At 64.9% G+C, this 13,498-nt stretch carries 10 protein-coding genes and 1 pseudogene; 9 read left to right on the plus strand and 2 right to left on the minus strand.

What is annotated here, in order from left to right; translation table 11 throughout:
• Positions 1 to 36 precede the first annotated feature (36 nt).
• Both carB and carA read right to left on the minus strand, forming a co-directional pair.
• Positions 37 to 3,291 (minus strand): carbamoyl-phosphate synthase large subunit, encoded by a 3,255-nt coding sequence (carB, locus tag R5N89_RS03580; protein WP_110567283.1) that lies wholly within the window; start codon positions 3,289 to 3,291, stop codon positions 37 to 39.
• A gap of 13 nt (positions 3,292 to 3,304) precedes the next feature.
• The gene (gene carA / locus R5N89_RS03585; protein WP_110567285.1) at positions 3,305 to 4,702 is read right to left on the minus strand and encodes a glutamine-hydrolyzing carbamoyl-phosphate synthase small subunit; all 1,398 of its coding nucleotides are present in this window, start codon (positions 4,700 to 4,702) and stop codon (positions 3,305 to 3,307) included.
• Positions 4,703 to 4,854: 152 nt separating this feature from the next.
• Here carA and R5N89_RS03590 point away from each other — a divergent pair, with 152 nt between their 5' ends.
• The 9 genes and pseudogenes from R5N89_RS03590 to R5N89_RS03630 all read left to right on the plus strand — a co-directional run bounded on the left by R5N89_RS03590 (position 4,855) and on the right by R5N89_RS03630 (position 13,443).
• A complete protein-coding gene (locus tag R5N89_RS03590) occupies positions 4,855 to 5,313 on the plus strand; it encodes a GatB/YqeY domain-containing protein (protein ID WP_110567286.1) in 459 nt (152 codons plus the stop codon).
• Positions 5,314 to 5,334: 21 nt separating this feature from the next.
• Positions 5,335 to 7,128 (plus strand): DNA primase, encoded by a 1,794-nt coding sequence (gene dnaG, locus R5N89_RS03595; RefSeq protein WP_110567287.1) that lies wholly within the window; start codon positions 5,335 to 5,337, stop codon positions 7,126 to 7,128.
• Between the two features lie 219 nt (positions 7,129 to 7,347).
• Positions 7,348 to 9,324 (plus strand): annotated as a pseudogene (gene rpoD, locus R5N89_RS03600) (RNA polymerase sigma factor RpoD); the annotation flags it as partial.
• Positions 9,317 to 9,919, plus strand: coding sequence for a GNAT family N-acetyltransferase (locus R5N89_RS03605; RefSeq protein ID WP_110567289.1), 603 nt, complete (start codon positions 9,317 to 9,319; stop codon positions 9,917 to 9,919). The pseudogene rpoD and the gene R5N89_RS03605, both read left to right, overlap by 8 nt.
• Before the next feature lie 94 nt (positions 9,920 to 10,013).
• Complete coding sequence (locus R5N89_RS03610; protein WP_110567291.1) at positions 10,014 to 10,568, plus strand: hypothetical protein; 555 nt, start codon at positions 10,014 to 10,016, stop codon at positions 10,566 to 10,568.
• 159 nt (positions 10,569 to 10,727) lie between these two features.
• Positions 10,728 to 11,213: a 30S ribosomal protein S6 gene (gene rpsF / locus R5N89_RS03615; protein WP_110567293.1), complete on the plus strand. Its 486-nt coding sequence runs from the start codon at positions 10,728 to 10,730 to the stop codon at positions 11,211 to 11,213.
• 6 nt (positions 11,214 to 11,219) lie between these two features.
• Positions 11,220 to 11,495, plus strand: coding sequence for a 30S ribosomal protein S18 (gene rpsR / locus R5N89_RS03620; protein ID WP_061271282.1), 276 nt, complete (start codon positions 11,220 to 11,222; stop codon positions 11,493 to 11,495).
• 13 nt (positions 11,496 to 11,508) lie between these two features.
• Positions 11,509 to 12,099: a 50S ribosomal protein L9 gene (gene rplI, locus R5N89_RS03625; RefSeq protein WP_110567295.1), complete on the plus strand. Its 591-nt coding sequence runs from the start codon at positions 11,509 to 11,511 to the stop codon at positions 12,097 to 12,099.
• 120 nt (positions 12,100 to 12,219) lie between these two features.
• A complete protein-coding gene (locus R5N89_RS03630; RefSeq protein ID WP_110567297.1) occupies positions 12,220 to 13,443 on the plus strand; it encodes a cyclopropane-fatty-acyl-phospholipid synthase family protein in 1,224 nt (407 codons plus the stop codon).
• Positions 13,444 to 13,498: the final 55 nt, after the last annotated feature.

The raw sequence follows: 13,498 nt of genomic DNA on the forward strand, positions 1-13,498 counted from the left end.
AGGGACCGGCAGACCACCCGCGTTGTGGCGATGCGCTCAGAATGATCCCTTAAAATAGGATTGAAGCGGCGCGACTTCAAGAACCCCCTCGCGCATGGCCGAAATGGCATGCGTCGCGGCCCGCGCTCCCGCAATGGTGGTGTAGTGCGGAATGCCGTGGGTGAGTGCGGAACGGCGGATGTCGAAGCTGTCGCTCACTGCCTGCGCGCCCTGGGCTGTGTTGATGACCATCTGGATCTCGCCCGAGCGGATGGCATCGACACAGTTGGGGCGGCCTTCGAGCACCTTGTTGATCACGTCCACCGCAACGCCTGCTTCACGCAGGTATTTGGCGGTGCCGCGGGTTGCCACGACCTTGAAGCCCATCTCGACAAGCAGGCGGCCAATCGACTTGACGGCGGCCTTGTCGCTGTCGCGCACCGACAGGAATACCGTGCCCGAAAGCGGCAGCTTCACGCCCGCTGCAAGCTGCGACTTGGCGAAGGCCCGCTCGAACGAGGCATCAAGCCCCATGACCTCGCCCGTCGAGCGCATCTCGGGGCCGAGGATCGTATCCACGTCGGGGAAGCGGTTGAAGGGGAACACCGCCTCCTTCACCGCCACATGCGGGGCCACGGCGCGGTCATCGAGCCGGAACTCGGCCAGTTTCGCGCCAGCCATGACGCGCGCGCCGATCTTGGCCACCGGCACGCCGGTCGCCTTGGCCACGAAAGGCACGGTGCGCGAGGCGCGGGGATTGACCTCGAGCACGAAGATCTCCTGCCCCTTGATCGCGTACTGCACGTTCATCAGGCCCACGATGCCCAGTTCACGCGCCATGGCCTCGGTCTGGGCCTTGAGTTCGGTCACGATGGCGGGCGAGAGCGTATAGGGCGGCAGCGAGCAGGCGCTGTCACCCGAATGGATGCCCGCCTCCTCGATGTGTTCCATCACGCCTGCAACATAGACTTCCTTGCCATCGGCAATGCAGTCCACGTCGGCTTCGATCGCGTCGTTCAGGTAGTGGTCGATCAGCACCGGGCCGTTGGCCACTTCCGCGCCTGCAAGCTGCAGCGCCACGCGCATGTAGCGCTGCAGGCTCGCGCGGTCATGCACGATCTCCATCGCACGGCCACCGAGCACGTAGGAGGGGCGGACCACGACCGGGTAGCCGATCTTCTCGGCCACGGCCTCGGCTTCCGCCGGGCTGCGGGCAATGCCGTTGGCGGGCTGGCGCAGGCCGAGCCTGTGCAGCATGGCCTGGAAGCGCTCGCGGTCCTCCGCGCGGTCGATCGCATCGGCAGGGGTGCCGAGCAGCGGAATGCCAGCAGCCTCTAGCGCGTGCGACAGCTTGAGCGGGGTCTGCCCGCCATATTGCACGATGCAGCCCAGAACCGTGCCATTCTCCTGCTCGCGGCGGATCAGGGCGATCACGTCCTCGGCGGTCAGCGGCTCGAAATACAGGCGGTCCGACGTGTCATAGTCGGTCGAGACGGTCTCGGGGTTGCAGTTGACCATGATCGTCTCGAAACCGGCCTCGCGCAGGGCGTAGGCGGCATGGACGCAGCAGTAGTCGAACTCGATGCCCTGGCCGATGCGGTTCGGCCCGCCACCAAGAATGACGATCTTCTTGCGGTCCGTAGGCCTGCTTTCGCATTCCGGCACGCCGTATCCGCCTTCATAGGTGGAATACATGTAGGGCGTGGGCGATGCGAACTCACCGGCGCAGGTGTCGATGCGCTTGTACACCGGGGTCACGCCCCGGCCTTCGCGCAGCTTCGCAACCTCATCGGCCTGCGTGCCCGACAGGCGGGCAAGCTGGATGTCGGAGAAGCCCAGGGCCTTGAGCGCGCGCAGGCTGTCGGCATCCTCGGGCAGGCCGTCACGCACTACCGCGTGCTCGGCAGCCACGATCTTGGCCAGTTCGCGCAGGAACCACGGCTCGAAGCGGCAGGCATCGTGAATGTCTTCAACGCTCAGCCCCGCGCGCAGGGCCTGGGCGGCCATGAGGATGCGCTCGGGCCGCGGCTGCGAAAGCGCTGCGCGGAAGGCATCCGGCCCGCCATCGCCCGGCGCCTCGACCGGGTCCAGACCCGCCAGCCCGATTTCCATCGAGCGCAGGCCCTTCTGCATCGCCTCGGGGAAGGAGCGGCCAATGGCCATCGCCTCGCCAACCGACTTCATGCTGGTCGAGAGCAGGGCAGGCGTACCGGGGAACTTCTCGAACGTAAAGCGCGGGATCTTGACCACCACGTAGTCGATCGTGGGCTCGAACGAGGCGGGCGTGCTGCCGGTAATGTCGTTGGTCAGTTCATCAAGCGTGTAGCCCACCGCCAGCTTGGCCGCGATCTTGGCAATGGGGAAGCCCGTGGCCTTCGATGCAAGCGCGGAGGAACGCGACACGCGCGGGTTCATCTCGATCACCACAACGCGGCCATCAACCGGGTTGATGCCGAACTGCACGTTCGAGCCGCCGGTTTCCACCCCGATCTTGCGCAGGCAGGCCAGCGACATGTCGCGCAGGCGCTGGTATTCCTTGTCGGTCAGGGTCAGGGCGGGGGCGACGGTGATGGAATCACCGGTATGCACGCCCATCGGGTCGATGTTCTCGATGGAGCAGATGATGATGCAGTTGTCAGCCGTGTCGCGCACGACCTCCATCTCATACTCCTTCCAGCCCAGCACGGATTCCTCGATCAGGACTTCCGTGGTGGGGGAGGCATCAAGCCCGGAGGTGACGATGCGGTCGAACTCTTCCTTGTTATAGGCAATGCCGCCGCCCGAGCCGCCCATGGTGAAGGAGGGGCGGATGACCGAGGGCAGGCCCACGGTGGCAAGGGCCGCGCGGGCCTCATCCAGCGTATGGGCGATCAGGCTGCGCGGGCTCTCGATGCCGATCTCGTCCATCGCCTCGCGGAATTTCTGGCGGTCCTCGGCACGGTCGATCACTTCGGCATTGGCGCCGATCAGCTCGACATTGTGCTTTTTGAGGAAGCCGGACTTGTCGAGCGCCATGGCGGTGTTCAGCGCCGTCTGCCCGCCCATGGTGGGCAGGACCGCATCGGGCTTTTCACGCAGGATGATGCGCTCGACGAATTCCGGGGTGATCGGCTCGATATAGGTCGCATCCGCCAGCCCCGGATCGGTCATGATCGTGGCGGGGTTGGAGTTGACCAGAATGACGCGGTAGCCTTCTTCCTTCAGGGCCTTGCAGGCCTGTGCGCCGGAATAGTCGAATTCGCACGCCTGGCCGATTACGATCGGGCCGGCGCCAATAATCAGGATGGAGCTGATGTCTGTCCGTTTGGGCATGTCGGGTCGGCTTTCACGCGGTCTTGGTTGTGGTGTCGATCAGATCGACAAAACGGCGGAACAGGTAGTGGCTGTCTGACGGGCCGGGGCTGGCCTCGGGGTGGTACTGCACCGAGAAGGCCGGGTAGCGGCTGGTGGCGATGCCCTCGTTCGAGCCGTCAAACAGGCTGGTATGGGTGGCGCGCACATCGGCGGGCAGCGATTTGTCATCCACCGCGAAACCGTGGTTCTGGCTGGTGATTTCCACCTTGCCGGTTTCAAGGTCCTTGACCGGCTGGTTCGCCCCACGGTGGCCACGTGCCAGCTTGTAGGTTTTCGCGCCAAGCGCCAGGGCCAGAAGCTGGTGGCCAAGGCAGATGCCGAATACCGGCTTGCCGGCCTCCAGCACGCCCTTGATGGCGGGCACGGCATAGGCGGCGGTTGCCGCCGGGTCGCCCGGCCCGTTGGACAGGAACACGCCCGCAGGGTCGAGTGCCAGGATTTCCTCGGCGGTCGCGGTGGCGGGCACCACGGTCACGTCGCAGCCAGCCGAGGCGAGGCAGCGCAGGATGTTGCGCTTGGCTCCGTAATCAACGGCCACCACCTTGCGGCGCTTGGCGGGCAGGGGGGCTGTGCCATGCGGCCACTGCCACACGCCTTCGCTCCAGCCATAGGGCTTGGCACAGGTCACTTCACGCGCAAGATCCATGCTCTCCAGCCCCGGCCAGGCGCGGGCCTGGGCCTGCAGGGCGGGGATGTCGAATTTGCCATCTGCCGGGTAGGCCACGATGGCCGTCTGCGGACCACCTTCGCGGATGCGGCGCGTAATGGCGCGGGTGTCGATGCCGCAGATGCCCGGCACGTTCTGCGCCCTGAGCCACGCGTCGAGCGATTCGGTCGCGCGCCAGTTGGCGGGCGCGGTCAGGTCTTCCTTCACCACCAGCGCGCGGGCGTTGATGGCGGTGGCTTCATCATCCTCCGGCGTGGTGCCGGTATTGCCGATATGGGGAAAGGTGAACGTGATGATCTGGCCTGCAAAGGACGGGTCGGTCAGCGTTTCCTGGTAGCCGGTCATGCCGGTGGAAAAGCAGATCTCGCCCAGCGCGCGCTCCGTGCTGTACGCGCCGAATCCGCGCCCCCACAGGATGGTGCCATCGGCCAGGATCAGGGCGGCTGTCGCAGCTTTGGGCCTTTCGGCCGGTGCGATCGGGTTTGACGTGCTCATCGGGGGCTCCGGTCGGTCGGATTCTGTATCGGGTTGCAGGTCGGACAGTGACAGGCCGGTGGCGCGCAGCACGGTGGTCCAGTGCTTGGGCGGAATGGCGCGGGCCTGCCGCCATTTGCGAATGGCCTCGGTGCTGACGCCAGCCAGCTTCGCGGCCTGTTCGGCCCCGCCAAGGCGTTCGATAATACTTTCTATCGTCATCGGCATTGGATGATGTCCCTTCCGGGAGTATTGCCTAACAGCGTCTCTGGTAATTGGGAAGAAAATTCCCACATATCCTTACACCGAGACATTGGGAAAATTATTCCCGGCATGCAAGGGGGCATCGTGCCCTCCCGCCGGGCAGAGGAGTTGACAGCATGTCCCTGCGCGCACGTTTCATGGATGACCTGAAAACCGCCATGAAGGCTGGCCAGAGCGAAAAGGTCGGCACCATCCGCATGATTACGGCAAAGCTGAAGGATGTCGATATCGCAGGTCGCGCCAAGGGCGAGGACCAGGTGAGCGATGAGGCCGTGATTTCCATGCTGCGCGGCATGATCAAGTCCCGCACGGAATCGGCGGCGATGTACATCAAGGGCGGCCGCCCCGAACTGGCCGACAAGGAAGAGGCCGAGATCGCCATCATCCGCGACTACCTGCCCCCCGATCTCGATGACGCCACCATCGAGGCCGCCGTGCGCGAAGCCATCGAGCGCACCGATGCCACCTCCATGAAGGACATGGGCAAGGTCATGGCGGCGCTGAAGGAGCAGTTTGGCGCGGCGCTGAACCCGGCCAGCGCCTCCGCCGTGGTGCGCGCGCGGCTCTCGGCCTGATCGCGCCGGAGCCCGGTTACGATGGCGCTTGACCCCGCATTCCTTGACGAACTGCGTGCCCGCACGCCCATCGCCCCCGTGATCGGGCGGCGCACCAAGCTGGTGCGCTCGGGGAAATACTGGAAGGCATGCTGCCCCTTCCACGGGGAAAAGACGCCATCGTTCTACATTTATGATGACCACTACCACTGCTTTGGCTGCCAGGCGCATGGCGATGTCATCAGCTTTGTCATGCAGAGCGAGGGCCGCTCCTTCCCCGAGGCGGTGGAGGAACTGGCCACGGCAGCGGGCATGGAAATGCCCAGGCCCGACCCGGTGCAGCGCGAACGCGCCGAGCAGGCCCGCACGCTGGGCGATGTGCTCGAGGCCGTGCAGCAGTCATGGCAGCGCAGGCTGTATGAGCCGGAGGGGCGCGAGGGGCTGGCCTACCTCCACGGCCGTGGCCTGACCGATGAGACCATCGCTGGCTTCGGCCTGGGCTGGTCGGGGGCCGGACGGGGCGAACTGGTGGCCGAAATGGCCAAGCTCGACATCACGCCCGCCATGTTGCGTGATGCAGGGGTCATGCGCGCTGATGAAAGTGGCGCCCCCCAGCGTGAACTGTTCTTCAACCGCGTGACCTTTCCCATCCGCGACCGGCGTGGGCGGCTGGTCTCGTTTGGCGGGCGCATTCTGGGCAATGGCCAGCCCAAATACCTCAACGGGCCGGAGACCGCGGTCTTCTCCAAGCGCCGGGTGCTGTTCGGCCTCGACCGCGCGCGCGAGGGCGTGCGTGGCAGCGGGGCAGGGGCGGAACTGCTGGTGGTTGAAGGCTACATGGATGTGATTGCGCTGCATCAGGCAGGTTTTCATGGCGCGGTCGCCCCGCTGGGCACGGCGCTCACCACCGAGCAGCTCGAGGCGCTGTGGCAGGTCGCACCCGCGCCGGTGCTGTGCTTCGATGGCGATGGCGCGGGCCAGCGCGCGGCGGTGAAGGCGGCGGAAACCGCCCTGCCGCTGCTCAATGTCGAGCGCACGCTGCGCTTTTGTACCCTGCCCGAAGGCGAAGACCCCGACAGCCTCGTGCGCCGCCATGGCAGTGCCGCCATGGCCGCCATGATCGAGGGCGCGCGCCCGATGGGGCAGGTGCTGTTCGGGCTGATGAGCGAGGGCGTGCGCGACCCCGGCCCCGAGCAGCGCGCGGCCCTGCGGCGCAAGCTCGTGGCGGTGGCGGCCCTCATACCCGACAAGACGCTGGCCGCCGAATACCGCTCGACCCTGCTTGACAGCTTTTTCCAGACCTTCCGCCGCGATGGGCGCGGCGGCACGAAAAGGGTGCCCGTGGCCACCGCGCCGGTCGCCCCCATGGCCGCCGACCTGCAGCGCCAGTGCATTCTCAGCGCCATCCTGCTCGAACAGCCCCGCGTGCTCGATGCGGTGCAGGATGCCTATTGCCGCCTTGAACTCCCCCCCGATCTCGCGGCCCTGCGCGAGGAACTGCTTGAGCTATATGACCGCAATGGCGAACTGCCCGATGCGGATGAACTCGCAGCCCGGCTGGCGGCCGCAGGCCTGGCCGATGTGCGCCAGCGCGTGGACGCCACCCGCGGGCGGCGCGGTGTTGCGGCGGATGCCGACCTGTTCGACACCGACCCCGTGCAGGAGTGGTGGCATTTCTACGCCCTGCTTGACGTGGAGCGGTTCGCCGCCGAACTGCGCGCCGATACCGAGCGCCTGTGCGCGGGCACGCCCGATGAGGCGGAATGGAACAGCCTGCGCACCCGCCTCATCGCCCTCGACGCCCTGCGTCGCGGTGGTGACGAGGAGGAGGAATGAGGCGGAAAATGGGCCGATTGAATGAAATGGAGGGCGCGTGCCCTTGACTTCGACCATGTTATCGACCACCTGCACCAGACAAATGCAGATGAAAACGGTATGATTGGCCGTATCCTGTCCCGCTGCGCGAAGGGGACGGGGAAAGGGCGCGGCCCCTGTGCGCGGGCTGGTTTGGGCGCACGCGTGTAAACGGATTTGCTGGGTAGGGATTGATCGGGCATGGCGACAAAGACAGCCACGGGTACGGACACGGCTTCAGGGGATCAGGACAACGATACAACCCTGCTGGACACCCGGTCCGGCGCCGTAAAGAAACTGATCGCGCGCGGTAAGGAACGCGGCTACATCACGTTCGACGAACTCAACGCCGTCCTGCCGCAGGACCAGATGTCCTCCGAGCAGATCGAGGATGTGATGGCCGCCCTGTCCGAGATGGGCATGCAGGTGGTCGAGAACGAGGATAACGACGACACCGAGGCCGCTCCCGCCGCTGAAACCAAAAGCGACGACACCGCCGAGGAAGAAACCGAGAGCGAGGAACCCGCCGCCGGTAACGTCGATACCGAAAGCCTTGGCCGCACCGATGACCCGGTGCGCATGTACCTGCGCGAGATGGGTTCGGTCGAACTGCTCTCGCGTGAGGGTGAGATTGCCATCGCCAAGCGCATCGAGGCGGGCCGCGACGAGATGATCGGCGGCCTGTGCGAAAGCCCGCTGACCTTCCGCGCCATCATTTCGTGGCATGAGCGGCTCAAGGCCGGTGAGATGCTGCTGCGCGACATCGTTGACCTCGAGGCCATGCAGGCGGGCGGCAACGACCCGGCCGAGGCCGCCGAGGGCGAGGGCGCCTTTGCCGAGAACGAAGGCAACGAGGCGGAAGAGACCGAGGAAAGCGAGAGCGAAGGCGAGGGTGAGGGCGAAGGCGCAGGCCTGTCGCTTTCCGCGCTGGAAGAAAAGCTCAAGCCCGAGATCCTCGAGCAGTTTCAGGAAGTCGAGGCGCTGTACGAGGCGCTGCACAAGGTGCAGGCCGAGCGGCTGGAAAAATTCACCGCAGGCAGCGAAATCTCCGCCGATGAGGAAGCCCGCTACGAGCAGCTGCGCCTGGAGCTGGTGGGCAAGGTGCAGCAGGTTCACCTGCACAATGCCCGCATCGAGGTGCTGGTCGAGCACCTCAAGGAAATCTTCCAGCGCCTCAACGGCCTCGAAGGCCGCATGCTGCGCCTTGCCGAGAGCACCCGCGTCTCGCGTGATGACTTCCTGCTCAAATACCGTGGCCGCGAACTCGATCCGGGCTGGATGGACATGGTCGCCACCCTGCCTGCCAAGTCGTGGAAGAACTTCCTGGCCAAGCATGCCGAGACGGTGATCCGCCTGCGCAACCAGGTGGCCGAGCTTACGCAGGAAACCGGGCTGCCGGTGGGCGAGTTTCGCCGTGTCTATGCCACCGTCTCACGCGGGGAGCGGGATTCGGCGCGCGCCAAGAAGGAAATGATCGAGGCCAACCTGCGCCTCGTGATCTCGATCGCCAAGAAATACACCAATCGCGGCCTGCAGTTCCTTGACCTGATTCAGGAAGGCAATATCGGCCTGATGAAGGCGGTGGACAAATTCGAATACCGCCGTGGCTACAAGTTCTCCACCTACGCCACGTGGTGGATCAGGCAGGCCATCACCCGCTCGATCGCGGATCAGGCGCGCACCATCCGTATTCCCGTGCACATGATCGAGACGATCAACAAGCTTGTGCGCACCTCGCGCCAGATGCTGCACGAGATCGGGCGCGAACCCGCGCCTGAGGAACTGGCCGAGAAGCTGGGCATGCCGCTTGAGAAGGTGCGCAAGGTGCTCAAGATCGCCAAGGAGCCGATCTCGCTCGAAACGCCGATCGGCGATGAGGAAGACAGCCACCTTGGTGATTTCATCGAGGACAAGGCCGCCGTCATTCCGCTTGATGCCGCGATCCAGACTAACCTGCGCGAGGCGACGACGCGGGTGCTGTCCTCGCTCACCCCGCGTGAGGAGCGCGTGCTGCGCATGCGCTTTGGTATCGGCATGAACACCGACCACACGCTTGAGGAAGTGGGCCAGCAGTTCAACGTCACCCGCGAGCGTATCCGCCAGATCGAGGCCAAGGCGCTGCGCAAGCTCAAGCACCCGAGCCGGAGCCGCAAGCTGCGCTCGTTCCTTGATGATAACTGGGGTTCCATGTGCCCCCAGCCGCGACGAGCCGGATGGGGGTGGAACACGGATCGGGGTGGATGTGACGTTCCTGTGCATGGACCGTCCGCCACCAGGAATCCCCCCCGCGCTGCCGCCGGGCTACAGCATCCGCCAGACCTTCCGCCCCGGGGTGGCGTGGTACCGCGCCCTGTATGATGCGGTGGGGCAGGATTACTGCTGGTGGCTGCGCCGCGTCATGCCCGATGCCGAGCTTGCCCGCCTGCTCTCGGGCCCCGGCATTGCCGTGCATGTGCTTTATGATGGCGATGAGCCTGCCGGTTTCTGCGAACTCGACAGCCGTTACGGGCCTGATGTCAATATCGCCTATTTCGGCCTGCTGCCTGCCTGGATCGGGCGCGGGGTGGGGCAGGCCTTCCTGCACAACATGGTGGTGCGGGCCTGGGGGCTGCGGCCTGCCGTGCTCAGGGTCAATACCTGCTCGGCCGATCATCCGCGCGCCCTGCCCAATTACCTGCGGGCGGGCTTTCGCAAGGTGCGCACCCTGCATGAGATCTGGACCATTCCGCATGCGCTCGGCCTTGTGCCGCCCGCGCGGCTGCGGCTGGCCTGAATGCAGGTATGCGCATCAAAACAGCATCTCAGATATTGTTATAACACGAAACCGTTACCATCTCCTTCTTGTTGCCATAATTGGAGAGAGGGAAATGGAGTTCGACGTATCCTACTATAAATTCCACGGTGTGGATCGGGCAGCCCTGCTCGATGCGCTCGGCCTGCGTGACACCGACACGCCCGATCCGGGTGGTGAGGCGCCTTATGCCATAGCCGACCTGCCCAACGGGTGGTTTGTCATCCGTGTTGATAACGACAGCGGGCTCCTGGCCGATTATGACCGCAGGACCCTGGTGCGCGAGGGCAGGCTGGTAACGTGCGATGTGGGGAGCGTCGACCCTGTCAGCCAGGCTCAGGGCTATGAGGCGGGTGAGGAATGCTGGAGCGTGGTGCATGACGGGCGCGGAGGGGAGATGCTCGCGCTCGACATACGCGGCGAGGCCCCGCCCGCCGTGCCTGCGCTGCACAAGGAAGCCTTTGCCGCCACCCGCGCCATGATGGCCCAGGGCGAGACCCGTGCCCCCGGCCCGATGCTTGACGTGCCGCTTGCGGTGGTCAAGTCGGTTACCGGGTTCCGCCATGATGAGCCGCAACTGGTCTCGCCCGAGCCGGTCTTCATGTGGCTGGCGCCGAAAGATCCGAAGTAAACCGTACTTTTTCCTTGTGCAGGGGCTGGGTTTGTGTTTCAACCCGCTCCTTCCCTGCCGGGTGCGTGGCATCGCCTCCGGCTATACCCGTGCCCTATGGGCAACATGGCGGACCGTGTCCGTCCATGCCGGGGTTGAAGTGATCCGAAGGGAGTTCCAATGCCGTTGTATGAAACCGTGCTGATTGCACGTAATGACGTGTCGCAGCAGCAGGTTGAAGCCATTGCTGATGGCATCGCCACCTATCTGGAAGCCGAATCCGGCTCCATCAAGAAGCGCGAATACTGGGGCCTGCGCACGCTGGCTTACCGTATCAAGAAGAACCGCAAGGGCCACTACATGCTCCTCGGCCTTGATGCGCCTGCTGCTGCGGTCAAGGAAATCGAGCGCCAGCTCGGCCTGAACGAAGATATCCTGCGCGTTCTGACCCTGCGTATCGACGAGATCGACGAGGCTCCCTCGGTCATCCTGTCGCGCAAGGGTGACGAGCGTGAGCGTGGCTTCCGTGGGCCCAAGCCCACCGGCCGTTTCGAGAGCGGCCGTGGCACGCGCCGCAATTTCGATGACCGCGAGGAGTTCCGCGCCCGTAACGAGCGTGAAGAACAGCAGCGCGCCAACGCCACTGCCAGCGCCGAAGCGGAGTAAGAGCTGATGTCTGAAACCACCGAGATCAACCCCGCCGCCCGCCGCGTTGCGGTTGGCGCGCGCCGTCCGTTCTACCGTCGCCGCAAGTCCTGCCCGTTCTCCGGCCCCAACGCGCCGAAGATCGACTACAAGGACGTGCGTCTGCTGAGCCGCTTCCTGTCCGAGCGTGGCAAGATCGTTCCCAGCCGCATCACGGCAGTCTCCGCCAAGAAGCAGCGTGAACTGGCCCAGGCCATCAAGCGTGCGCGTTTCCTGGCTTTGCTGCCCTACATTGTAAGCTGAGGGAGGCAGAATCATGTCCGCAGTAGAACTCATCCTGCTCCAGCGCGTCGAGAAGCTGGGCCAGATGGGCGAGATCGTCACGGTGAAGCCGGGCTACGCCCGTAACTTCCTGCTGCCCCAGGGCAAGGCGATCCGCGCCAACGCGCATAACCGCGAGCGCTTCGAGCGTGAGCGCGTGCAGCTTGAGGCCCAGAACCTCAAGAACCGCGAGGAGGCCGAGCGCCTGTCCGAGCGCATGCACGGCCTGTCGGTCATCCTGATCCGTCAGGCGGGCGACAGCGGCAGCCTGTATGGTTCGGTCACGACCCGCGACATCGCTGAAGCGGCGACCAAGGCTGGCCTGACCATCACCCGTAACCAGGTGATCCTGCCCGAGCCGATCAAGCAGCTTGGCCTGTATGACGTAAGCGTTGCCCTGCACCCGGAAGTGTCCATGCAGGTGACCGTGAACGTTGCCCGCTCTGAGGAAGAAGCAGAGCGTCAGGCCCGTGGCGAAGAAATCGGCGCTGATATCGACGACGAACCCACACTGGCTGATGAAGGCGTGGTAACCGAGGGCGAAGTTTCGGAAGAGACCGCCATCGAGGAAACCCCGGCTGTCTGACTGACCTGACCCATCACCCGCTTCGCGGGTGGCTGGAACGGTTGTGAAAGCCCGGAAGAGGAAACTCTTCCGGGCTTTTGCCGTTCGGGTTGCAGCGTAAGGCATGCGGGGAGAAGACCGATGGCGCCTGTACTGCTGGACCGGGCTTTCGCCCATTTCATCACATCAGGCCGGCTTGAGGTCTATTACCCTGATGGCGACCGGCGTAGCTACGTGGGCAGGCCCGGCCCACAGGCCGCCATGCGCCTTGCTGATGCTGCTACCGCGCGCGCCCTGCTGCTCGACCCCGCGCTGAAGGTGGGTGAGGCCTACATGGCGGGCACGCTGCACCCCGTGGGCTGCACGCTGTATGAACTGATGCATGTGCTCATGCGCAACGTGATGGAGCGCAGCCCGGCGGGTGAGCGCGTGTTTTCCACCCTGCGCTACATGGCGCGGTCCTGGCTGCAGGATAACACCCGAGGGCGCGCGCGGCGCAATGTCGCCCATCATTATGACCTCGACAGCACGCTGTACCGGCATTTCCTTGATGAGGACATGCAGTATTCCTGCGGCTATTTCCCCACCGGGCACGAAACGCTGGCCGAGGCGCAGGCCGCCAAAAAGCATCATCTCGCCGCCAAGCTGCACCTGCACCGTCCCGGCATGAGCGTGCTGGATGTGGGCTGTGGCTGGGGTGGCCTTGGGCTGACGCTGGCGCGGGAGTACGGCGCGTATGTCACCGGCATCACGCTGTCGCGCGAGCAGTTGCACATCGCGCAGGGCCGGGCGCGTGCTGCGGGGCTGGAGGGCAGGGTGCGCTTCGAACTGCTCGATTACCGTGCTGTGGCCCGGCAGTATGACCGGATCATTTCAGTGGGCATGTTCGAGCATGTGGGGGTGGCGCATTACCCTGCCTTTTTTGCCGCCATGCGCCGCGCGCTCCGGCCCGATGGCGTGATGGTGCTGCACGCCATAGGCCGCAGGGAAGGGCCGGGCGTGACCAATCCGTGGATCGACCGCTACATCTTTCCCGGTGGCTATTCCCCTGCCGTGAGCGAGGTGATGGGAGCAGTGGAGCGGGCCGGGCTGTGGCTGGCCGATTGCGAGATCTGGCGCCTGCATTACGCCCGTACCATCGCTCACTGGCGCAGCCGCTTCAATGCGCGGCGCGCCCAGATCGCCCGGCTGTATGATGAGCGTTTCTGCCGCATGTTCGAGTTCTATCTGGTGGTGTCCGAACTGGCGTTTCGCGTGCAGGGGCACATGAACTTCCAGCTTACGCTCTCACGTGAAATCGATGCCCTGCCACTGGCGCGCGATTACATGCTGGCGCGTGGGCAGCGGGTGGAAAGTGCTGCGTAAGCCGCAACAGGATAAAAGTTTTTGGGCGCTGCCTTTTTTCAAAAAGGCGGCATTC

The sequence above is a fragment of the Komagataeibacter sucrofermentans DSM 15973 genome (genome assembly GCF_040581405.1).
Taxonomy (GTDB): domain Bacteria; phylum Pseudomonadota; class Alphaproteobacteria; order Acetobacterales; family Acetobacteraceae; genus Komagataeibacter; species Komagataeibacter sucrofermentans.